The following is a 23552-nucleotide window of genomic DNA, read 5'->3' on the forward strand; positions in this document are numbered from 1 at the left end:
GAGCGCGCTGTAGTTTTGAAAGAAAATGACAGAAAACATACCGTTGGCATGTATTTTTCAACTATTGTTTGTAATCTTCTTTCATTTTTTGAAGTGACGTGATCGAGATCAACCAGATCGGTATCTCCTTTTGGTAGACTTCCTACAGCATGATGAAAGGATCAGTAATGGTCTTTACACAACAAAAAATTGAAATGTAGCGCCTAAACCATAGGTTGTTTTGACGGTTCACACCGCCACAGCTGGCTAGGGGACCTTTGATACAGCATTGGTGAATGCGGTTCAAATCAAAGAAAAAACAATGTTCCAATCAATGTTCCAATTTGTGTAAAACGAGGAAACCATGTCAGTACTAGACAAATCGGATAGTGCGGTTGACAAAGAAGGCTCCTATCAAGAGCTGCACCGTCCTGCATCTGAATTTGCCAGCCGATCGGATTACCTAGATCACGAGCTACAAATCATGCGCCCACGCCGCTGGGGATTAAACCTTCCTGGTCGCGATTTCCGCTTTGAGTGGGAGGATCTTGTTCCTGCCATTGCGGGTACCATTGGCATTATCGCCATGTATTCAGCTGTTATGATGTCTTGGGCAACTGGCCTTAGCCAAGCTTGGCCTCATATTGAACTGGGCAAAGACTTCGCCATTGAAGTCGCCCGTGTTGAAATGCTGATCCCAGCCCTTCTTTTCTGCGTACTCGCCTCAGGCTTTATTAACCCACGCGCGAACTTAGCCGGTAACCATGGCCCGATGATTCCGTTGATCGGTACCATTGCATTAGCGGGCGCGCACCCACTTGCCCTTGCCCTACTTCTTGGCGTTTTTGGTTTGCTCTTGAGCTACTTTAAAGGTGGTTCAAAGCTGGTCAATCTTACCAGTGAAGGGGTCGCTGGCGGCTTGCTTGTCTTCCTCGGTTTTACTGGGGCAATGAGCCAAATTAGCGATCTGCAAGCTTGGGCCAAAGGCATTGAATCTGCCGATGTCGCCGCAGGTAGCATGGGCCATGTCGGCTTGGTGGTCCTTGCGGTGACTGTGGTGATCTATGCGCTATTGGCTAAATTTGGTAAACGCTGGCTCGCAATTCCAGTTTGTGCAATTGCTGGTTTGCTGATTGCATTAATGCTTGGCGCTGGCTTTGACCTGAAATTTGAAACCCAAATGGGTCTGCCAAATCTCAACCCAGTGTACTGGTGGGGTTCAACCACAGAAGGCTGGATGTTAGGCTTACCAAATCTGCAGCACTTTATCGCATCACTTCCATTTGCGATTTTAGCGGTAGCGATGTGGTCGCCTGATTTCCTTGGCCATCGTATTTTCCAAGAGTTGAACTATCCAAAAAATACCGATCGCGTATTGATGGATGTCGATGACACTATGACCATGTGTTCGATTCGCCAAATGGTCGGTACCGCAGTGGGTGGTGGTAACATTACCTCCTCTTGGGGCACCTATATGATTCCAGCTGCGATTGCCAAACGTCCAATTCCAGCCGGCGCAATTTTGCTTGGCTCTTTGGTGATGTTTATCGCGATCCTTGGTTTCCCAATGGATGTAGCGGTATGGCCACCGGTGATGCGCGTCGCGCTGCTTGTTGGTGTGTTCTTGCCACTGCTTGAAGCAGGCATGCAAATGGTTCGTGACACCAAAGATTCACAATCTGCCGGTATCTGTATTTTTGCATCAGCAGTTGCCAACCCAGTATTGGCGTGGGCGTTAACCATGCTGCTGGATAACAACGGTTTGATTGGCGATAAAGAGCGTGCAGAGAAGCTGACAGTACTTGATAAAATCATCATTCCTGGTGGTGTTTTGATCATCTGTCTATTGGCTATGCTTGCTGTGGGTATGCTTGAAGACCAATACGGTATTAAAGCCTTACTTTAATCGCGAGTTTAGCGAGAAATTGGCGAGCAGCTATGTTATGCTGCTCGCCGTTTGAAGGATTGTCATACAAATGCAGACTCTTTGAACCTGCATCTGTATATAATTCGTAAAGTGTATTGAGGATGTGTAACGACGCGTTGATGTCGGCAGGTTTTCAATACGAGTATTTTCTACTAACAAGGTAGGTATCTAATGGCAGAGCAATTTGCTAAAGCATGGGAAGGCTTCGTTGCTGGTGACTGGCAAAACGAAGTCAACGTACGTGACTTTATTCAAAAGAACTACACCCCTTACGAGGGTGACGGCGCTTTCCTAGAGAAAGAAGCAACTCCTGCAACAGCTAAACTTTGGGAAGCTGTTATGGAAGGTATCAAACAGGAAAACGCGACTCACGCACCTGTTGACTTCGATACTGACGTTGTCTCTACAATCACTGCTCATGATGCTGGTTACATCAACAAAGATCTTGAAACTATCGTTGGTCTTCAAACTGACGCGCCTCTTAAGCGTGCTTTGATCCCTAACGGTGGTATCCGTATGATCGAAGGTTCTTGTAAAGTTTACGGCCGTGAACTAGACCCAACGATCAAACAAATCTACTCTGAATTCCGTAAAACACACAACCAAGGCGTATTCGATATCTACACTCCAGATATCCTAGCTTGCCGTAAGTCTGGTGTTCTAACTGGTCTTCCAGATGCATATGGCCGTGGCCGTATCATCGGTGACTACCGCCGTGTAGCGCTATACGGTATCGACTACTTGATGAAAGATAAATTCGCACAATTCACTTCGCTACAAGAGCGTTTTGAGAAGGGCGAAGATCTTCAAATGACCATGCAACTTCGCGAAGAAATTTGCGAACAACACCGTGCACTAGGTCAAATCAAGCAAATGGCTGCGAAATACGGTTGTGATATCTCTAACCCAGCAACCAACGCACAAGAAGCAATTCAGTGGACTTACTTCGGCTACCTAGCTGCAGTTAAATCACAAAACGGCGCAGCAATGTCTCTAGGTCGTACTTCGACTTTCCTAGACATCTTCGTTGAGCGTGATATCGCAAACGGCGTAATCACTGAAGCGCAAGCTCAAGAAATGATCGACCACTTCGTAATGAAACTACGTATGGTTCGCTTCCTACGTACGCCTGAGTACGATGAGCTATTCTCTGGCGACCCAATCTGGGCAACAGAATCTATGGGTGGTATGGGTCTTGACGGTCGTACTTTGGTAACTCGTACCAACTTCCGTTTCCTAAACTCTCTATACACCATGGGTCCTTCTCCAGAGCCAAACATCACTGTACTTTGGTCTGAGCAGCTACCTGACGGCTTCAAACGTTTCTGTGCAAAAGTATCTATCGATACTTCTTCAATCCAGTACGAAAACGACGACCTAATGCGTCCAGACATGCAATCTGATGACTACGCAATCGCATGTTGTGTATCACCAATGGTTGTTGGTAAGCAAATGCAGTTCTTCGGCGCACGTGCGAACCTTGCAAAAACTATGCTTTACTCAATCAACGGCGGTGTTGATGAGAAGCTTAAGATGCAAGTTGGTCCTAAGACCGAAGCTATTAAGACTGAGTACCTAGACTACGCAGACGTGATGGATCGCCTTGATCACTTCATGGATTGGCTAGCAACTCAATATGTGACTGCACTAAACGCAATCCACTACTCTCACGACAAGTACAGCTACGAAGCATCTTTGATGGCGCTACATGACCGTGACATCAAGCGTACTATGGCATGTGGTATCGCAGGTCTATCTGTTGCTGCTGACTCACTATCTGCAATTAAATATGCGAAAGTGAAACCAGTTCGTGACGAAGATGGCATCGCGATCGACTTCGAAATCGAAGGCGACTACCCTAAATTTGGTAACAACGATTCTCGCGTAGATGACATCGCTTGTGACCTAGTAGAGCGCTTCATGAACAAGATCCGTACTCACAAAATGTACCGTGATGCGATCCCAACTCAGTCTATCCTAACCATCACTTCTAACGTTGTTTATGGTAAGAAGACTGGTAACACACCTGACGGTCGTCGCGCAGGCGCGCCATTCGCACCTGGTGCAAACCCAATGCACGGTCGTGACGAAAAAGGTGCTGTAGCATCACTAACTTCTGTTGGTAAACTACCATTTGCACACGCAAAAGACGGTATCTCTTATACCTTCTCTATCGTTCCTAACGCACTTGGTAAAGATCTTGAAACTCAAGAAGCGAACCTTGCAGGTCTAATGGATGGTTACTTCCACCATGAGACTGGCATCGAAGGCGGCCAACACCTAAACGTAAACGTTCTAAACCGCGAAACTCTACAAGACGCAGTGAAGCACCCTGAGAAATATCCTCAGCTAACTATCCGCGTTTCTGGTTACGCTGTTCGCTTTAACTCTCTAACTGCAGAGCAACAAGCTGACGTTATCGCACGTACTTTCACTGAAAGCCTATAATTTAGTCTTTCTTTGAAGCAGAAAAGCCTCGCATTGCGAGGCTTTTTTTTATGGAAAAATGGCGCGCAAACGTCTCAATCACTGCAACAGTGTCTCACTGAAAGAGTTCACCAGAAATTGACAAAGTGAGTACACAGCTGACGATTGAACACGCTATAAATTAATCAGCAACAGGGAAATGGCACGACTTCGATACGTCTCCCCCCTCTCTCCCCTGATGCCTTCTGTCGCACTCAGACATGGTTCTCCCTTACCCATTCTGAGTGCATTTTTTTATTCTAAATTTGCCATACAAAAGACAGACAGAGCTACAGCCAAGCCGCGATTTGTAATAAAATTGCAGCAGAAAAATTTTAACGGAAGTAATGTCATGTCTACCATTGGTCGAATTCACTCCTTTGAAACCTGCGGCACTGTCGATGGCCCAGGCATTCGCTTTATTGTCTTTATGCAAGGCTGCTTGATGCGCTGTCTTTACTGCCACAACCGCGATACTTGGGATCTGCATGATGGCAAAGAAGTCACCGTTGATGAAATCATGAAAGACGTGTTGTGCTATCGTCACTTTATTAACGCATCTGGCGGCGGTGTCACCGCATCAGGCGGCGAAGCCATGCTACAACCTGAGTTTGTGCGCGATTTCTTCCGTGCCGCGCAAGCGCAGGGGATTCATACTTGTCTTGATACCAATGGTCATATTCGCAAGCACACAGAGGTCATCGATGAGGTGCTTGAAGCCACTGATTTGGTGATGCTGGACATCAAACACATTGACGATCCAACGCATCAAATTTTGGCGGGTGTTTCAAACAAACGTACCCTGCAATTTGCTGAGTACCTGCACAAACTCGGTAAAACCACTTGGATTCGCTACGTCGTTGTGCCCGGATTTACTGACGACGAAGGTGCAGCGCACCGCTTGGGTGAATTTATTAAAGATATGGACAACGTCGAGAAAATCGAACTGCTGCCTTATCACAAGCTTGGCGTACACAAATGGGAAGCACTGGGTGAGGAATACAAGCTTGAGGGCGTGAACCCACCATCCAAAGAAACCATGGAAAAAATTAAAGGCATTCTCAGCCAGTACCATAGCAATGTACGTTATTAATCAATTTTTCTGATGCGAAATTTAAAATCATAAATTGATTTAATTTTAAGCAAAATAAACCAAATACAAAAAAAGACGCCTTCGTGGCGTCTTTTTTATGTCGTTATATTACTGATTACGACAAGTGCATCATCAAAAATAAGCATTTGCAGCGATTTCATCGCAATCACTAAAAATTTATTTCTTAAATAGCGATAAAAAATAACATCAAAAAAACTGATATGTATGAAAATTAATCAAAAATAATTTTGTAAGCAATTGTTACACTATCAGTTAAATTGATAATGGCGCTACATCACGTGTGGATTATCCTTCATCATACGCTTGGCTTCACGTTTAATACAGTCACGCAATGGGTTTTCAAGCGAGTCACCACGCCAGATAAAAGACAAGGTTCGCTTCATGTTCAGCTCTGGCACATTAAGCGCTACTAGCTCACCGCGTTCAATAAATTTCACCACATCTAAGTACGGCAAGCAGCTTAAATAGGGGCCGTGCGCTACCAAGGAGCGCAATACTGGCACTTGTTCATACTCACGCCAAACATCCAAATCATCAATCACCCCATGAATGGCACCATCAAAAATGCGTCGCGTGCCTGCACCTGATTCACGCAAAACCCATTTCGCCTGCTCAAGCTGAGCCATACTCACCTGCTCATAACGCGCAAAGGGATGATGCTTAGATGCGACGATCACCAAATGGTCATAACACCAGACTTCTTGTTGTAAACGGCTATCATCACAGCGCCCCTCAATGATGCCAAGCTCGAAATCATAGTTTCGCACCCCTTCAATCACCTTTTCTGTGTTCTGAACCTTAAAATTGATGCGAAGTTCGGGAAAATCGCTATCAATAATGCTGATAAGATTTGGAAGCAGGTGCTCAGCCGCAGTCTGACTGGCGGCAAGGTTGATTTCACCACTAATAAGGTGTTGATCATAAAAGCCAAATTCGATTTGCTGTGCATCAAACAACAACTGTTTAGCACGTGGACGCAGCCACAATCCCCAATGGGTTAGCGCCATGGACTTACCTTGGCGCTCAAACAATGGGCGCCCCAATAACTTCTCTAACTGTGCCAGCGCCATACTGGTCGCGGACTGCGTCAGGGCTAGGTTTTCAGCCGCTTTACTGACACTGCCGCTTGTCGCAACTGCTTCAAATACCGCTAATTGTTTCAATGAATAGCGCATAAATCGGGGGCCTTCCTCATGGTGATGGGGATGAAAAATCTGGGCGTTTATGGCGTCAATTTAGGTTTTAAATCGCACACCAGACCATTATCAATTTTTATGATGTTTTAGCAAACAATTATCAATTTTACCCGTGACTTATCTTGCGATTAATCTGTGCCTGAAATTACACACAGACTCATGTTGAGCAACGCCCTGCGCTTTGCTTTGAGATGAATTGAACACCGTGACGACCGAAGGAGTCAGCCATGGCCGAAGCAAGTTCCGGCACCATGAAAGAGTTTAGTCCTGCTGAGATGATGAAGCAGGCAGAAAAATACGCAAAGTACAAAGCGTCTAAACCAACCAGCACCACCATCTCTTTGGCGATGACAGCTGGTGTGTTTATCGGTCTTGCGTTTGTATTCTACCTAACCGTAACCACTGGTAATTCTGGCAGCTGGGGCTTGACCCGTGTCGCTGGCGGTTTGGCATTTAGTTTGGGCCTCATTTTTGTTGTGATTTGTGGTGGTGAGCTATTCACCAGTACTGTCCTCTCCTCTATTGCCCGTGCAAATCGTCAAATCACCACAGGTAAAATGTTCAGCACTTGGGCCAAGGTTTATTTTGGTAACTTCTTGGGTGCAATGCTGCTTCTTGGTTTGGTGACCATGGGTGGTCTCTATCAGCTTGACCACGGTCAGTGGGGCCTCAATGCATTGAACGTGGCTCAGCACAAACTGCACCACACTTGGAGCCAAGCTTTTGCCCTCGGCATCCTTTGTAACCTATTGGTATGTTTGGCTGTTTGGATGACCTTCTGTTCAGACAATATGCTCACCAAATCATTTTTAATGATGATGCCTGTGGCATTGTTCGTCAGCACAGGTTTTGAGCACAGCGTCGCCAACATGTTTATGGTGCCTTTTGGTATCACCATTGCACACAATGCACCGGATGCTTTTTGGACCGGCGTGGGCGTCGCTCAAAGCCAATACAGCGACCTCAATATTTCTAACTTTATTTTCCATAACTTGATTCCTGTAACCCTAGGCAACATCGTCGGCGGTGCCGTGCTTGTTGGCCTAAGCTACTGGAACATCTTTACTCGACCACACCTTGCAGACAAAGAAGTGGGAGCAACGCTCACATCTGTATTCGATACTGCACCGCGTAGTAATAAGGAGATGCTTATGAACCAGGACAAATTGACAATTCGCGATCATATGTCAACCGCTTTCCCTAGCCTTAGCCCAGAGCTATCGATTGACCATGCCCTAGACATCCTCCTTGCTGAGAATGTAAGCGGTGCACCTGTTGTCACTAAAGATGGTCGTTTGGTTGGCTTTTTCTCAGAACACGATGCCCTTGTGGATCTATGGTGCTCTGACTACATGCCTGAAGCTGAGCGCAAAGTTCAAGATTTGATGCGCCGCGAACTACAAACTGTGTCGCCAACCGATTCAATCCTCGATCTTGCTGAATACATGTGTATCGACAAGAACGTGCTTTACCCTGTGTCTGATTCAGGTATCGCAACCTCATTTAACACCGCTTCTCTACCAGAGCGTGCACGTAATGCCCTTGTCAATCGTCCACACACTTATCCGGTGATGGAAGAGGAAACAATCGTGGGTGTGATTACTCGCCATGACATCGTCAAAGCGATGCGTGCAACTTACGGCACTCAGTTGAGCGTGATTGCGCACAACGACGAAGCGCGTGAAACAGCTTAATCGCAACTTGGAACATTGTGATAACCCAAAGGGCACCTCGGTGCCCTTTTTTTATGCCTTGTTTGCAGATAGATCTCGACCAGAGCAAACAAATGCAATATGTTTCAGTGCCCATATAGTCAAAGGTAAATCGACTTCTTTTTAATATTATTCACCAAACAACTCTCTCATCCCGAAGAATTCTGTGATATAAAGCGCACGCAAACGATTGCTTGTAGCATCACTCACACTTTGCCCATCGACACCATTGTGAAGAGGTACCCGCTGCCGATGAAAAGCGATATTGAAATTTGCCGCACGACGCCGCTATTGCCGATTGCACAGATCGCCGCAAAACTGGGTTTGACGGAGGATGACATCACCCCCCATGGCCATCTCAAAGCCAAAATTAAGCCATCTGTACTGCAGCGTTATCAAAGCAAACAAAAAGGAAAACTGGTTTTAGTCACGGCGATCACCCCGACCCCCTTGGGTGAAGGCAAAACCGTGACCACCATAGGTTTGGCGCAAGGATTGGCTAAAATTGATCAATCCGTGGTGGCCTGTATTCGTCAGCCCTCCATGGGCCCAGTCTTTGGTGTCAAAGGTGGCGCAGCCGGCGGTGGCTACAGCCAAGTGGCCCCTATGGATAAGCTTAATCTGCATTTAACTGGTGATATTCACGCCATCAGCGCGGCACACAACCTCGCAGCCGCTGCCATTGATGCGCGCCTCTATCACGAAACCCGTTTGGGCTATGCTGAGTTTGAACAAAAAACGGGTCTAAGTGCGCTGCGCATCGACCCCGATCGCATCGTTTGGCGTCGCACCATGGATCACAATGATCGCACCTTGCGCCATATCACCATTGGTCACAACGCGCCAGGCTCAACCGCCAATGGTATTGAGCGCCAGTGCGGCTTTGATATCACCGCGGCCTCAGAGCTGATGGCCATTGTTGCGTTAGCACGCAGCCTTAAAGATATGCGTGAGCGAATTGGTCGCGTGGTACTAGCTTATAATCTCGATGGCGAGCCGATTACTGCAGAAGATTTAAAAGTGGCGGGCGCCATGGCCGTATCAATGCGTGAGGTGATTGAACCCACCTTAATGCAAACCTTAGAAGGGGTTCCCACGCTGATTCATGCTGGTCCTTTTGCCAATATTGCGCATGGTAACTCGTCCATTATTGCCGATGAAATCGCTGAATCACTGGCAGATTTTGTCGTCACTGAAGCTGGTTTTGGCTCCGATATGGGCTTTGAGAAAGCCTGTAATATCAAAGCGACACAAGCCAATCGCCACCCAGATTGCGCAGTTATTGTCGCCACCCTACGCGGCCTTAAAGCCAACTCGGGACTTTATGATCTACGCCCTGGTCAGCCACTTCCAGACGCAATTTTTGGCCCCGATGAACAAGCACTACGCGCCGGATTTGAGAACCTGCGCTGGCATATCAACAATGTGAAAAAATATGGCATGCCTGCCGTGGTTGCGATCAACCGTTTTCCGCAAGACGATGAGCAAGAACTCAAACTGCTTGAAGCTTGGATTCAAGCGCTGGATGTTGCCGTTGCGTGCAGTGAAGCCTTTGCCAAAGGCGGCGAAGGTGCCACGGCGCTTGCACATGCTGTGGTGAAGGCCTGTCAGCAGCCTTGTCATTTTCAGCCGCTGTATCAAAGCTGCGAAAGCTTAAGTGATAAATTCAGCGCCGTGGCAATTAAAGGTTATGGCGCGCTGGGCGTGTCGCTTTCTGAGCAAGCCCTTGAGCAGATCCATGAGCTCACCACCTTGGGTTATGATCATTTAAGTGTGTGTCTGGCCAAAACGCCGCTTTCCATTAGCCATGACACCAGCCTAAAAGGCGCACCAGAGGGCTTTACCATTCCGATTCGAGAAGTACGTTTATGTGCAGGTGCCGGCTTTATCTATGCGCTATGTGGCAATGTTCTCACCATGCCGGGGCTACCCGAACTACCCGCCTATATGCAGCTTGATCTCGATGAGCAAGGCGATGTAGTGGGCCTAAGCTAAGTTCACAAATCGGTCAATTGGCCGGCCAATTTATCGGCAAAGCAGCGTGATTGCGCAATATGCAACCACCCGCTTATAACGCATTTGCTAAAGCGGTCACAAAGCCAATACCAAAGGTGTAAAGAGCCATGCTTTACACCTTTTTTTTTCATATGAAGCTGTTACGCTACACAAATTGATAACATTTAAAATGAAGGCTTTCTTATGGAAATGACCAATGCTCAACGACTCATTCTATCCAACCAATACTATTTGATGGCACAGATGGATCCCGATAATGCAGCCAAATATCGCCGCTTACAAACCATTGTCGAGCGCGGTTATGCCCTGCAAATTCAGGAGCTATCTAAAGATTTCGGCGAGCTCAATGAAACCACTTGTCGCTTAGTCATTGAAGTGATGGAGATGCACCACGCACTGCAAGAATCCCATCGTATGCTAGAAGCCGATGAGCAAGCGCAAGTTGACCCACGCCGCCTGCAGTTCCTTGGCTTTGATGCCGCTACGGAATCTGCACTGATGCACTATGTGCGCTTTTTAACCAGCAGCGAAGGTCTGTACCCGCAATTTGATAAAGCAGATCACCATTTCAACAGCCAAGTGCCAATGATGGAAAAATATCAGCGCATGCTCAAAACTTGGAAAAACTGCCCGCGCCAATACCACTTGTGTGCCACGGAGCTGCAACAAATTTTGGGTGCATAAGACAAGCGCTTATCGCTCTTCAACAAAAAACCCGCGCAAGCGGGTTTTTTATGCCGATTTGGGGCAGAGCCTTGAGCCCTTGCCACAATCTCAGTACACTCGCGCTGTTTTCATCAAGTGAGCGCCCCATGAGTCAGTCCAGTCATACCTATTCGGCCTATCAATGCCCATTGTGCCAACAACCGCTATTGGAAAATGCCCACCAGCTTTGTTGTAGCAATCGCCACAGCTTTGATCGCGCTAAAGAAGGCTATTTCAACTTACTACCGGTACAACATAAACGCTCAAAAGAGCCTGGTGATAGCAAAGCCATGATGCAAGCGCGTCGTGACTTTCTTGAAGCGGGTCATTATCAGCCGCTGGCTGATGCGCTTAAACAAGCAATTAGCGCATTGGGCCATGAGCCTTCTGCGCGCCTACTTGATATTGGCTGTGGTGAGGGTTTTTATACCCAGCAGCTCAGCGTCGCACATCAAACCTATGGCTTAGATATTGCCAAAGTGGCTATTCGTTATGCGGCCAAACGCTACCATAATGTGCAATTTTGCGTGGCCTCAACGCAGCGTCTTCCCTATGGCGATCAATCCATGGATGTGATTGTCAAAATCTATGCGCCGTGCGAGCCAAGCGAGCTCAAACGCGTACTCAAACCTGGTGGCACGCTGATCACCGTCACCCCTGGCCCACGTCATCTTTATCAGCTGAAGGCCTATGTTTACGGTGATGTGCGCCTTCATGATGCACAAGCGCCCGCCCTTGAAGGCTTTGATTGTGTAACCACCCAGTCGCTGCACTATCCCATGACGTTGAGCGCAAACGAAACCACTGCGCTTTTACAAATGACGCCTTTTGCTTGGCGTGCTAAACCGCCAGTTTGGCAGCAAATCAGCGAGATACCGATTCACCAAATTGAGGCCGACTTTTTGATTGCCCATTATCAGGCGGCGCTTGCATAACAGCAGCTCGTAAAACAGCGGTCACACACAGCATCTCGCAACAAATATGCAGAATCGATAAAGCAGGGTATCCCCCTGCTTTTTAGCGTTCAGGCGCCATAATTATCCTTGATCAACACGCCAATCCTCGCCTTCACCCTTTAGATTATGCAGCTAGCATCTTATCAATCATGCTGTAAAAATCGCCATTTATCACACATATATACTGAATATGAATCGGCAAACAGCATTCTCTCGTTATTTTCTCTGAGCTGTTTTCGCCTGCAGTAATCTATGGCATGTTCAATTTTTTGTAGCATTTTCAAGGATGAATTCATGCTCAACTTTTTGATTAAGTGTTTCCCACTTTGGGCCATTGTTTTTGCCATCAGCGCCTACTTGATACCCGCTCCTTTTAGCGCGCAAAAAACAATGATCGTACCGCTTTTGACCATCATTATGCTGGCCATGGGGCTTACCCTTTCATGGCAAGACTTTGCCAAAGTCCTGCACCGTAAAAAAGCCGTGGGCTTAGGGATTGCGCTGCAATTTAGTGTCATGCCACTGCTTGCTTTACTCATTAGCTGGCTGCTTCATTTTGATGCGCAGATGACTGTCGGTATGGTACTGGTGGGCAGTGTTGCTGGCGGCACATCGTCCAATGTGATGGCCTATTTGGCTAAGGGGGACGTGGCGCTGTCTATCTCCATGACTGCAATCTCAACCCTACTCGGCGTCGTCATGACGCCACTACTTACTGAGCTTTTGGCTGGCCAAGCCGTCGATGTTCCCATGCTCAGCATGTTAGAAAGCTTGCTTAAAATTGTGCTCCTGCCTGTCACCCTAGGCATTGCAGCCAATATGTTGTTTCACCGTCAAATCAGCAAAGTACAGCCGCTGCTGCCGCTCATTTCCATGCTAGCTATCTTGCTCATCATTGCCATTGTGGTTGCGCTGAACGTCAAAAATATCGTCACCATTGGTCCGATTGTTGCGCTAGCTGTGGTGCTACATAATGGATTAGGACTTGGTTTGGGTTATGGCGTGGCCAAATTGCTGGGCTTTGAAGAGTCCATCGCTCGCACCATCGCCTTTGAGGTCGGTTTGCAAAATTCAGGCTTAGCCACGGCGCTAGCAACCAAGTTCTTTACCGCTACTGCCGCCGTTGCTGGCACACTATTTTCGGTTTGGCACAATATTTCAGGCTCTTTGCTGGCAGGTTTTTGGGCCAACAGACAAGGTCCATCAGAAAAATCGGCAAACCAATCGAAGCAAAAAACCGCCTAAAGATTGCGGATTAATGCCAATAAAAAAGGCCTCAATGAGGCCTTTTTCGTGCTAATTTTGCTCGAGCTATTGGCCCTGCCGCTTATTGAAGCTGCTGCCAAAAATGCGCGACAACCACGCGATCTTGCGGTGTGAGCTCTTGCTCAGCTTGCTTGAGGCTGGCGTTAATGCGCGATTTCAATTGCTCAAGATCATCTAGGCCTTCCGCTTCACACTGCGCAACGGCCAAAGAGATATGACCGCGAAGGTAACCATTGGCAAACAACTCATCATCGCTGGCATGGGCGACATTGGCGTCCATTTTATCCATGAGCTGCTGTTCAAAATCTAGAATTTGCATGCTGACTCTCTTTTTATCGGTCTTGATTCAACCAAGACATCTTTGATCTGCTTGTCGCGAGTGTGCCTGAAAAGCGCCAGTATGACAATGCATCAAATTGCGCGTCCTCATTCCAGCCAAGCGTAAACACAGGTCATAAAAAAGCGCATGATGGCTCATGCGCTTTAATCCTTCCGTCAAGAGGCATAAGGCATACCTTCCGATTATGCTTTACGAAGCTCCAACAAGGTATGGCCAACACCCACTTCATCGCGCTGAACCACGACAAAACCAGCCTCTTTGACCAATTCAAGGAAATCATCGCTACGATAGAAACGGCTGTTGCCATTAGCAACACAGGTGAAATAGAGCGATGTGGCATTGAGGCTATAGCTTGCCGCTTCATAGCGCTGGCTATCCCAAAACAGCTCTAAAATATAAACCTTCGCATCATCAGCCATTTGCGCATGAACTTGACGCAAAATACGCACCACTTCCATCGGTGAGAAGCAATCAAGGAACTGGCTCATCCACCAAACATCTACCTCCGATGGCAACTGAACCTCATCGGCGAGCATATTTGCAGGATGAAAATGCATGCGCTCAATAAAACCAGCCGCTTTAGCATTTTGCTCAGCGACCGCCAGCTGCTGTGGCAAATCAACCAAGGTCATCGCCACATCACTGTCATGACGGCAGCACTGCAGCGCCCATTTACCAGTATTGCCACCAATGTCCACGATGTGCTTTGGCTTTTGTGCAAATACGCGCGCCAAAAGCGCCGGGAATGCATGATCAGAATAGTAATGATCAAAGGCAAACCAGCTTTGCTTGGCTTGCTCTGGCAGTTGGCTTAAACCTTCATAGACGGTAGTCCAATCGCCGAGCTCTTTTAAGCCAGCCGGCGTGCCCGTTTTGATCGCTTCAAGCAAATGCGCCAAAGGCTTGTAACAAACGTCATTGGTAAAATCCATATTGACCCGAGTCATCTCATCATGTTCAACGAAATAACCCATTTTGCTCAGGATGTAACGACTCTCTTGCCAAAAGACAATACCCACAGAAAGGCCCATATCCAGCAGCACTTTCACACCATATTCACTCACACCAGTGACTGTTGCCAGCGCTGTCGCAGTTAATCCGGTATCACCCGCATCATCCAGCGCCTTCAGGATCCCAAGCTCACGCAGAGCCAAGGCTGTTTGAAAAGCAAATGGGGCAAAAGCCAGTTTTTGCGCTTCGGTGCGCGCATCACCCGCTCGTTCAAAGCGCGGAGAGAAATCAACCACGTGTCACTCCTTACAACACTGAATGAATATATTTTTGGACGAACTTTGGTCACCAAATATCAATTTAAGGCCGCTTGAAAAATTGCGTATATATTAAATTGGGATGGTTCTTTGCGTCATCTGAATTTAATTTTTATCGGCTAGTAATTGTGCAGAATATTGATCCAATCAAACACCGATTTACTATCACAAAATGGTGATATAAGCGCGATTTCGAGGTCAAGTTCAACATCGCGACTAACCCCATATCCGTATTGACTGAATGTGACATGCCCCACACATCGCAGGTAGCATCACATCCGCCTTATCATTGGTGTGTGCTATTTGATTGAGCAATCCATCTTGCTCAGCAAGCGCCATCGTTCCCTTTTGTGAAATAAATCGAGATTGATCAATTTAAATTGCACCTTGGAAACATCGCTTACGCAATTGGTCACAAAACTAACACGCAAAAAGTGAACGCATTTAATCACTTTACTTGATGATAAAAAAGCAAAATAATACTTTTGAATTCGCTTCTCATATACCCATTGATAAGGATCACCATGGCCGTCACGCTTAATTCGCTTAGCTGCAATATCCTTGCATGGCATGCACTTGCCCCTGGCTATAACAATCAACAGCAGTGGCAGGCTTGGGCGCAGCAGCCTTCGCTCACCCTTGAGTCAGGTGATATTCCTAAATTTGATGCCATTCCAATGATGATGCGTCGTCGTATGAGCCTGAATAGTAAAATGGCCGTACAAGCAGCGCTGACCTTGTGCCAAGATGATGCGTGCCAAGTGGATTCAGTGATTTTCACCTCTCGCCATGGCGAACTTGGCCGCACCATGGAAACCATTGTTGACCTCAACCAAGGCGAAGAAGCCTCGCCCATGGCTTTTTCACAGTCAGTGCATAACACAGCTGCGGGTCTATTTACCATTGCCAGCAAACGCAAAGTGCCGGCGATCTCTCTGGCCTCTGGCAACAATAGCTTTGCCGCAGGCTGGGTTGAGGCTTGCATGTATCTTAAGCTCAATCCCACCCATCGCGTCTTGCTGGTCGATTTTGATCAGCCACTGCCAGACTATTTTGCTCAGTTTCAAACCACAGAGCACCCGGGTTATGCCGTGGCACTTTTGCTTGAAGCAGGCAATCAAATTAGCCTGAGCAGTCAGCGTTTGATTGAAGCAGGCGATACTGCGACGTGTCCCATGGCTTTGTCATTTTTGCATGGTTATCTCAGTGAGATGACACAGTGGCAGCAAATCAATCAACAACAAGTGTGGCACTGGCAACAAGATGCATAAACTGATTCGCGGCCTCGACAAATTATGGCGTATTGTCGGCACCGGCATCAGTTTTACGATGTTTGGCCTTGGCGCATTACTGCTGACCTTTTTTATCTTCCCGCTGCTCACCTGTCGCCTACGCGACCCGATGGCACGCGAAGTGAAAGTGCAACAAATTATCAGCCGCGCCTTTCGCTTTTTTATTGGTTTTATGCGCACCTTTCATGTCATTGATTGCACCATTGAAGGTGAAGCAACCCTAGCGCAGGATAAAGGTTGTTTGGTCATCGCCAATCACCCGAGCTTAATTGACTATGTGATGCTCGCCTCGGTCATGCCGCAGTGTGATTGCATCGTCAAAGCGGCGATTTGGCACAACCCTTTTATCCGCGGCATTGTCCGCGCCGCAGGTTATATTCCCAATATTTCACCGGAAGACCTGCTGAAACGCTGTGAACAGCGATTGGCCTTGGGCCATCGCATTTTGATTTTTCCTGAAGGGACACGAACCACGCCGGGTGAAGCCATGACGCTACAACGCGGCGCTGCGCAAATTGCGGCACGCACCGGTTGTGATATGCGGGTGGTCCATATCACCTGTCGCCCTTCATCACTCACCAAACAAGAAAAATGGTATCAGGTGCCTGAGACCATTTCGCTGTTTCATGTTGTGGTGCAAGAGAAGATTTCGGTTGCGCCCTTTCTTGCCGATGCACCAAGCGAGGCTGCGGCGGCGCGACGAATTAATCGTCATTTAATGACAGCCCTGTTACCCAAACACTAAGTACGCACGAGGATATTATGGAAACATTGCATCAAGAGCTGAAAGAACTCATCATTGACTCCCTCAACCTTGAGGATATCGATGCCGCAGATATCGAAACCGATGCCCCACTTTTTGGTGATGGCCTTGGTTTGGATTCAATCGATGCCCTTGAGCTTGGCCTATCTGTGAAAAAGCGTTACGGCGTGAGCCTTGATCCTGAAGACAAAGAGACCCGTACTCACTTTGCTTCAGTAGCCAACCTCGCCAGCTTTATTCAAGCCAATCAAGCATAATCGGAGACCTGTTGTAACATGACTCGTAGTGAAGTATTTGGGCAAGTTCGCGATCTTCTCGTTGAGCTATTTGAGCTAGATAGCGATGAGATTCAGGGTTCAAGCACCCTTTATGAAGATCTCGAACTTGATAGTATCGATGCAGTGGATCTGGTCGTTCGCCTCCAAAATATTACGAACAAAAAGTTCAGCCCTGAAGATTTTAAATCCGTTCGCACCGTCGATGACGTTGTTGATGCGGTGATGACACTACTTCAGGACGCCTAATGCGCTGGTTGACCGCCGTCTCAGCAGGCGCATTGCTGATTTATCCCTTTGCCGTTTATTTTGGGTTAAGTCACTTTGGCTTTACGACGGTGGCACTATTGCTCGGTGGCCTTTTTGTCATTCGACTCCTCGGTGCTGTTCAAGGGCAGCGAAATGCGCTGACCAATCTCGCAGGTTTTACCGGTGCGATTGGTCTTGGTTTATGCATTCTCGCTGCACTCTTTAAGCAACACGCATGGTTTCAATTTTATCCAGTCGCGGTCAGCGCACTGATGCTTTGCGTCTTTGCTTATAGTCTCTCCACACCCCAGCCGATCATTGAACGCTTGGCACGTTTACGCGAGCCTGAACTTGATCCGCAAGGTGTGCGCTATACCCGCACCGTCACCAAAGTCTGGTGTGGTTTCTTTGTGATCAATGGCAGCATCGCCTTGGCCACTTGTTTCGCGCCGTTAGCCTATTGGACGTTGTATAACGGCTTATTGAGTTACCTGCTAGCAGGCTCTCTGTTCGTAGGTGAATGGTTCGTTCGAGCAAGGATACGAAAACAGCCATGACAACATCTTTAAGTCATCTTCTAAACGCCGCTCGCCCGGCGCACCAGCTCGTGGCTTTTGGCCCCGCTGGCGATAAAACCTGGCAGCAATTTCGCACCGATGTGGCCACCTTGTCGCATCAACTGCAAGCCGAGCGCAGCAAACGCTGGGCACTGTGCTGCCAAGATAGCTATTTCTTTGCCGTGGCTTTTTGCGCTGCGGCACATGCGGATAAATCACTGCTATTACCCGGCAATCAGCAGCCTGAAGCGCTGCAAAGCCTGAGTGAACATATCGATGGCATCCTCACGGATCAAAGCATCAATCTTGAGCATGCGATGCAGCTGCGTCTACCTGAAGCGCTCGAGCATGATGTGATGCCCCAGTGCTGGTTTGCCGACCTCGATTTAGCCGCCCTGACCCTCACTTTATTTACCTCTGGCTCCAGTGGTTATCCCAAAGCCATTAGTAAACACTTTACCCATCTTGATGCGGAAGTGAGCGTGCTTGAAACCCTGTGGGGGGACGACACGATTTTAGAAGTGGAGAGTACCGTCTCCCATCAACATATTTATGGCTTGCTATTTCGCTTACTGTGGCCACTTTGCACGGGTCGCGCCTTTGCGCGTGAAAATCTGGTATTTCCTGAACAGGTAATTGCCCACAGCCATCACAGCCGGGTGCTGATCAGCAGTCCTGCGCTGCTCAAACGCCTGCAGCATGAAAGTGCGCCCGCGGCCAATCCTTATCGTGCGGTGTTTTCATCGGGTGGCCCACTGAGCCCAGATGGCGCTAAAGCCAGCCTTGACTATTTGCAACAGCTTCCCCATGAGGTCTTTGGCTCCACGGAAACCGGTGGCATTGCCCATCGCCAGCAATTTTCAACGACCACACCATGGCAATTGATGCCCGGCATTGAAGGCAAACAAAACGAGCTTGGCTGCTTAATGATTCTCTCGCCTTTTGTCGGCAACGAGTGGTATCACACCGATGATCTGATTGAGCTGAGCGGCGACACATTCCTGCTCAAAGGCCGTGCCGATCGGGTGGTGAAAATTGAAGAGAAACGCGTCTCGCTCAGCGAAATCGAGCAGCATTTAGAGCGCAATCCATGGATTGATGACGCGGCCGTCGCGCCCACTCAAGGGCAAGGCAATCGCACCTACCTTGGCGCTGTGGTCACACTCACCGCTGAAGGCCAACACTTTTTAACCGGCCACAGTAAAGGCAAATTGTGGATTGAGCTGCGCCAATATTTGAAAAAATGGTTAGAGCCCGTGGCAATCCCAAGACGCATTTTGATCGTCGCGCAACTGCCGATCAATGCCCAAGGGAAAAGGCAACATCACCAAATTAAAGCCTTATTAGAACAACATCATGAACAACCTCAGGAGCAACTTGTCGATGAAGCGTAAGCCAAGCATCCTAGGTCAAGAGCAAATGGATAACGGCGTTGAATTAACGCTCAACATTGATGCTGATATCGCAGATTTTCAGGGCCATTTTGAACAGTTTGCCCTGCTGCCTGGCGTCACACAAACCGATTGGGCGATCCAGTACAGCCGAGCACTATTGCCGGTTCAGGGGGATTTTCTCGCCCTTGAGGCGCTGAAATTTCAAGAGCCAATGCGCCCAAATATGACCGTCAAACTCGCCCTGAAATGGGATGCCAGCAAACGAAAAGTGAGCTTTCAGTACCAATCAGAAAAAAGTGTGCACGCCTCAGGACGTATCGCTTTTTCTAGTACCATCCCCACCTAAGGAACGGTTGTGTTTCACCCCTGTTTTTTAATTCCATGTTACAACCATGGCAAAACACTAGCGCCACTGCTTGAGCAGTTGGCGCCTTTTGGCCATTCCGTGATGATCGTTGACGATGGCAGCGATCTGGCCACTCAGCAATATATCGATGCTCTTGCCAATCTGCCTCGCGTGCAAATTCTGCGTTTACCATACAACCAAGGTAAAGGCGGCGCCGTTATCGCCGGAATGCGCGCATTGGCCGAGCAAGGCTTTAGTCATGCCATTCAAATTGATGCCGATGGTCAGCATAATTTGGCCGACCTACCTGCCCTGCTCAGCGCCAGCGAGCAAGCGCCGCAAGCGCTCATATCAGGCAAACCCATTTATGACCAAAGTGTGCCCAAGGCGCGCCTTTACGGGCGTTATGTCACCCATGTCTGGGTCTGGATTGAAACCTTGGGGCTACATATTAAAGACAGTATGTGCGGCTTTCGCAGTTATCCGCTCAATGCATGTATAGCGGTGCTCAATCAGCGCAGCATTGGTCAGCGTATGGACTTTGATACCGAGCTGATGGTGCGTCTCGATTGGCTCAATGTGCCCGTACGCTTTATTGATACCCGAGTTCATTACCCGCAAGATGGTTTGTCTCACTTTGATGCGCTGCGCGATAACTTGCGTATTAGCTGGATGCACACGAAATTGTGCTGCGGCATGTTGATTCGCGCGCCGCGCCTGATTGCCAGACATTTTCGCACGCCCAGCATTCGCTTACCGAAGCCAAGCCCTGCGCCACAGCAGCCACAGCCCCCGCAACCACAGAGCACACAATCTCAAGCCACAGCGCAGCATTGGTCTGCCAAAAAAGAGAAAGGCAGCATCGCAGCGATGAAACTGTTGCTGTGGGTTTATCGTGTATTTGGTCGCGGATTATTTCGCGCCGTGCTCTATCCGGTCATTGGTTACTATCGACTGAGCGCGCGATCGGCGCGTGAAGCATCACAAGATTACCTCAATCGATTACATCGGTTTAACCAAAGTGAAACAGATCGAAATAAACAAAAATTAACCACTTTTCGTCATCTTTTCAGCTACGGCGAAACAATGCTCGATAAATTGGCAGCTTGGGATGGTCAAATTGGTGAAAATGCACTGAAAATCCACGGATTAGAGCATTATACCCACCTCGCAGAAGCCAATCAGGGCATTGTTCTGCTCGGGGCTCACCATGGTAATTTAGAATTGTGTCGGGCCTTGAGTCACATTCATCCCGGCTTACGAATCAATGCCTTGGTCTTTAGTGAGCACGCTCAGAAATTTAATGAGGTGATCACCTCAGTGAATCCAGATGCAGCGCTGAATCTGATTTCAGTCAATCATGTGGGACCTGAACTGGCCATGGCCTTGGAAGACAAAATTAAGCAAGGCGAATGGGTGGTGATCATGGCTGATCGCACCTCGACCACCAATGAAAGTCGGGTCATCTGGTCTGAATTTTTAGGTCAAGTCGCGCCCTTTCCACAGGGGCCATTTATCCTTGCCAGTTTGCTCAAATGCCCTGTGTATACCTTATTTGGGCTGCGTCAAGAGCAAGGCCGTGGATTTGATATCTACTTTGATCCACTGTTTGAATCGCTTGCGCTACCAAGGGCAACACGTCAAGCCGCGTTACAACAAGCGGTGGATGCATACGCCACGCGGTTGCAACACTACGTCCTAAAGGCGCCGTTGCAGTGGTTTAACTTTTTTAAATTTTGGCAATTAACAGAAAGGAAATAATCCATGAGCAGTTCTCAACATGCCCCGGTTATTTTTGGGAAACAACGCCTGACAATCGAAGATGTAGTAGAGATTGCCAAAGGTCAACGAAAAGCACAGCTAAACGACAGCAGTGAGTTTCAAAATAAAATTAACCGTGGTGTTGCGTTTCTTGAGACCCTATTGGACAAAGAAGGCGTCATTTATGGTGTAACCACTGGCTATGGTGACTCCTGTACCGTTGCGATCCCAACCAGCCAAGTGCACGATTTACCCCTACACCTCACCCGTTTCCACGGTTGTGGTCTAGGCAATAACCTCACTGAAGAGCAAAGCTTAGCTGTATTAGCAACGCGTCTTTGCTCGCTCTCACAGGGTATGTCAGGTGTAACTCCTGAGCTATTAAACCAGCTCGTCACCTTAATTAATGAAGGCATTGCGCCGCGTATTCCTGAAGAAGGCTCTGTGGGTGCTAGTGGCGATTTAACCCCACTGTCTTACGTAGCTGCCGCGCTGATTGGTGAGCGCGAGTGTTACTACAAAGGTGAGCTACGCCCAACCGAATCTATTTTCGCAGAGCTTGGTATTCAGCCCATCAAATTGCAGCCAAAAGAAGGTCTGGCAATGATGAACGGCACCGCGGTGATGACCGGCCTTGCCTGTATTGCCTATAAGCGCGCTGAATATCTCGCTCAGCTTTGTACCCGTATTACGGCGATGGTGAGCGTGGGTATGCAAGGCAATGACTTCCATTTTGATGAGTCATTGTTTGCGGTGAAACCGCACCCAGGCCAGCAACAAATTGCAGCATGGCTACGCAAAGATTTGGATGCAGAGCGTCCACCACGCAACAGTGATCGCCTTCAGGATCGCTACTCTTTGCGCTGCGCCCCACATGTGATCGGTGTTTTGCAAGATAGCTTGCCTTGGCTACGCCAACTCATTGAAAATGAGCTCAACAGTGCCAACGATAACCCAATTATCGATGGTGATAACGAGCGCGTACTTCACGGTGGTCACTTCTATGGCGGCCATATCGCCATGGCGATGGATACCCTGAAAACAGCCGTAGCGAACTTAGCCGATCTGTTGGATCGTCAAATGGCGCAGCTCATGGATTATAAATTTAACAACGGTTTGCCATATAACCTATCTGGCGCCAGCGGTGAAACGAAACCGATCAACCACGGCTTTAAAGCGGTGCAAATCGGGATTTCAGCATGGACTGCAGAAGCGCTCAAAGGCACCATGCCTGCCAGCGTGTTCTCTCGCTCAACCGAATGTCACAACCAAGACAAGGTGAGCATGGGGACCATTGCCTCACGCGATTGCTTACGTGTGTTGCAACTGACCGAGCAAGTGACCGCTGCCAGCCTACTGGCTGCAACCCAAGCGATTCGCTTGCGTGAGCGTCAAGGTGAATTGGATGCAAGTCAGCTTAGCGCAGGACTCAAATCCATGGTCGAAGCGATCAGCAGTGAATTCCCACTGGTTGAGACCGATCGTCCATTGGAAGCGGAATTGCGTTACTTTATTAGCGCGATTCAAACCGCGAAATGGAGTCTTTACTAACAATGCCTATTCTCAGTGCCGAAGTGCAGTTTGTGGTGCCCTTTCAAGATGCCGACCCTATGGGCGTCGTGTGGCATGGCAATTATTTTCGTTACTTTGAAGAAGCACGTCGCGTATTGATGGACAAAATGGATTATGGATATCGCCAGATGCAAGCATCTGGCTATCTATGGCCAATCATCGATACCCGCGTTAAATACGTGCGTTCTGTTCCTTTTGGCACGGAAATCCGTGTCACCGCCGATCTCACGGAGTGGGAAAATCGATTGCGAGTGGACTATCGCATTTATGACGCGCAGACAGGTCAGTGTCTCAATAAGGCGCATACACTTCAGGTCGCCGTGGAAGAAAAAACGGGGGAAATGTGTTTTATGTCGCCCGATGTTTTCCGTAAAAAATTGGAACCCTACCTATGAGAC

General features: G+C 48.2%; 20 protein-coding genes and 1 pseudogene. 18 read left to right on the forward strand and 3 right to left on the reverse strand.

What is annotated here, in order from left to right; all coding sequences use genetic code 11:
- Window positions 1–343 precede the first annotated feature (343 nt).
- The 3 genes from L9P36_RS09025 to pflA all read left to right on the forward strand — a co-directional run bounded on the left by L9P36_RS09025 (window position 344) and on the right by pflA (window position 5465).
- Window positions 344–1885 (forward strand): DUF3360 family protein, encoded by a 1542-nt coding sequence (locus L9P36_RS09025; RefSeq protein WP_237466368.1) that lies wholly within the window; start codon window positions 344–346, stop codon window positions 1883–1885.
- Between the two features lie 192 nt (window positions 1886–2077).
- Window positions 2078–4354 carry a formate C-acetyltransferase gene (pflB, locus tag L9P36_RS09030; RefSeq protein WP_237466369.1) on the forward strand — a complete coding sequence of 759 codons (2277 nt, stop codon included), beginning with the start codon at window positions 2078–2080 and terminating at the stop codon, window positions 4352–4354.
- Between the two features lie 370 nt (window positions 4355–4724).
- Complete coding sequence (pflA, locus tag L9P36_RS09035; RefSeq protein ID WP_237466370.1) at window positions 4725–5465, forward strand: pyruvate formate lyase 1-activating protein; 741 nt, start codon at window positions 4725–4727, stop codon at window positions 5463–5465.
- A gap of 290 nt (window positions 5466–5755) precedes the next feature.
- Here the strand turns inward: pflA and L9P36_RS09040 are convergent, their stop codons facing one another.
- Entirely contained in the window at window positions 5756–6661 is a 906-nt protein-coding gene (locus L9P36_RS09040) for a LysR substrate-binding domain-containing protein (RefSeq protein WP_237466371.1), read from the reverse strand.
- Window positions 6662–6909: 248 nt separating this feature from the next.
- On the opposite strand from L9P36_RS09040, the gene focA reads away from it, so the two are divergent.
- The 5 genes from focA (at window position 6910) to L9P36_RS09065 (ending at window position 13316) form a co-directional block, all read left to right on the forward strand.
- Window positions 6910–8376, forward strand: coding sequence for a formate transporter FocA (gene focA, locus L9P36_RS09045; RefSeq protein WP_237466372.1), 1467 nt, complete (start codon window positions 6910–6912; stop codon window positions 8374–8376).
- Window positions 8377–8646: 270 nt separating this feature from the next.
- Entirely contained in the window at window positions 8647–10389 is a 1743-nt protein-coding gene (locus L9P36_RS09050; RefSeq protein WP_237466373.1) for a formate--tetrahydrofolate ligase, read from the forward strand.
- Between the two features lie 204 nt (window positions 10390–10593).
- Window positions 10594–11094 (forward strand): YfbU family protein, encoded by a 501-nt coding sequence (locus tag L9P36_RS09055; RefSeq protein ID WP_237466374.1) that lies wholly within the window; start codon window positions 10594–10596, stop codon window positions 11092–11094.
- 128 nt (window positions 11095–11222) lie between these two features.
- Window positions 11223–12050, forward strand: a complete 828-nt coding sequence (rlmA, locus tag L9P36_RS09060; RefSeq protein WP_237466375.1) for a 23S rRNA (guanine(745)-N(1))-methyltransferase — start codon at window positions 11223–11225, stop codon at window positions 12048–12050.
- Between the two features lie 315 nt (window positions 12051–12365).
- Window positions 12366–13316 carry a bile acid:sodium symporter family protein gene (locus L9P36_RS09065; protein ID WP_237466376.1) on the forward strand — a complete coding sequence of 317 codons (951 nt, stop codon included), beginning with the start codon at window positions 12366–12368 and terminating at the stop codon, window positions 13314–13316.
- Window positions 13317–13398: 82 nt separating this feature from the next.
- Here the strand turns inward: L9P36_RS09065 and L9P36_RS09070 are convergent, their stop codons facing one another.
- Window positions 13399–13656 carry a YfcL family protein gene (locus tag L9P36_RS09070; protein ID WP_237466377.1) on the reverse strand — a complete coding sequence of 86 codons (258 nt, stop codon included), beginning with the start codon at window positions 13654–13656 and terminating at the stop codon, window positions 13399–13401.
- A 203-nt stretch (window positions 13657–13859) separates the two neighbouring features.
- Window positions 13860–14924, reverse strand: a complete 1065-nt coding sequence (locus L9P36_RS09075) for a class I SAM-dependent methyltransferase (protein ID WP_237466378.1) — start codon at window positions 14922–14924, stop codon at window positions 13860–13862.
- A gap of 545 nt (window positions 14925–15469) precedes the next feature.
- On the opposite strand from L9P36_RS09075, the gene L9P36_RS09080 reads away from it, so the two are divergent.
- The 10 genes and pseudogenes from L9P36_RS09080 to L9P36_RS09125 all read left to right on the forward strand — a co-directional run bounded on the left by L9P36_RS09080 (window position 15470) and on the right by L9P36_RS09125 (window position 23549).
- Window positions 15470–16216, forward strand: a complete 747-nt coding sequence (locus tag L9P36_RS09080; protein ID WP_237466379.1) for a beta-ketoacyl synthase chain length factor — start codon at window positions 15470–15472, stop codon at window positions 16214–16216.
- Window positions 16209–16982, forward strand: a complete 774-nt coding sequence (locus tag L9P36_RS09085; RefSeq protein WP_237466380.1) for a lysophospholipid acyltransferase family protein — start codon at window positions 16209–16211, stop codon at window positions 16980–16982. The genes L9P36_RS09080 and L9P36_RS09085 overlap by 8 nt, the downstream gene beginning before the upstream one ends.
- Before the next feature lie 11 nt (window positions 16983–16993).
- A pseudogene (locus L9P36_RS09090) lies at window positions 16994–17257 on the forward strand (phosphopantetheine-binding protein); the annotation flags it as partial.
- Between the two features lie 18 nt (window positions 17258–17275).
- Window positions 17276–17524 carry an acyl carrier protein gene (locus tag L9P36_RS09095; RefSeq protein WP_237466382.1) on the forward strand — a complete coding sequence of 83 codons (249 nt, stop codon included), beginning with the start codon at window positions 17276–17278 and terminating at the stop codon, window positions 17522–17524.
- Window positions 17524–18081 (forward strand): COG4648 family protein, encoded by a 558-nt coding sequence (locus L9P36_RS09100; RefSeq protein ID WP_237466383.1) that lies wholly within the window; start codon window positions 17524–17526, stop codon window positions 18079–18081. The genes L9P36_RS09095 and L9P36_RS09100 overlap by 1 nt, the downstream gene beginning before the upstream one ends.
- Window positions 18078–19475 (forward strand): AMP-binding protein, encoded by a 1398-nt coding sequence (locus L9P36_RS09105; RefSeq protein WP_237466384.1) that lies wholly within the window; start codon window positions 18078–18080, stop codon window positions 19473–19475. Before L9P36_RS09100 ends, L9P36_RS09105 begins: the two co-directional genes overlap by 4 nt.
- Entirely contained in the window at window positions 19465–19821 is a 357-nt protein-coding gene (locus L9P36_RS09110; protein ID WP_237466385.1) for an ApeI family dehydratase, read from the forward strand. Before L9P36_RS09105 ends, L9P36_RS09110 begins: the two co-directional genes overlap by 11 nt.
- Window positions 19822–19830: 9 nt before the next feature.
- Entirely contained in the window at window positions 19831–21582 is a 1752-nt protein-coding gene (locus L9P36_RS09115; protein ID WP_237466386.1) for a glycosyltransferase family 2 protein, read from the forward strand.
- A 3-nt stretch (window positions 21583–21585) separates the two neighbouring features.
- Entirely contained in the window at window positions 21586–23133 is a 1548-nt protein-coding gene (locus L9P36_RS09120) for an HAL/PAL/TAL family ammonia-lyase (RefSeq protein WP_237466387.1), read from the forward strand.
- A gap of 2 nt (window positions 23134–23135) precedes the next feature.
- A complete protein-coding gene (locus tag L9P36_RS09125; protein WP_435532738.1) occupies window positions 23136–23549 on the forward strand; it encodes an acyl-CoA thioesterase in 414 nt (137 codons plus the stop codon).
- Window positions 23550–23552 lie beyond the last annotated feature (3 nt).

The sequence above is a fragment of the Vibrio stylophorae genome (assembly GCF_921293875.1).
In the GTDB taxonomy this organism is placed as follows: domain Bacteria; phylum Pseudomonadota; class Gammaproteobacteria; order Enterobacterales; family Vibrionaceae; genus Vibrio_A; species Vibrio_A stylophorae.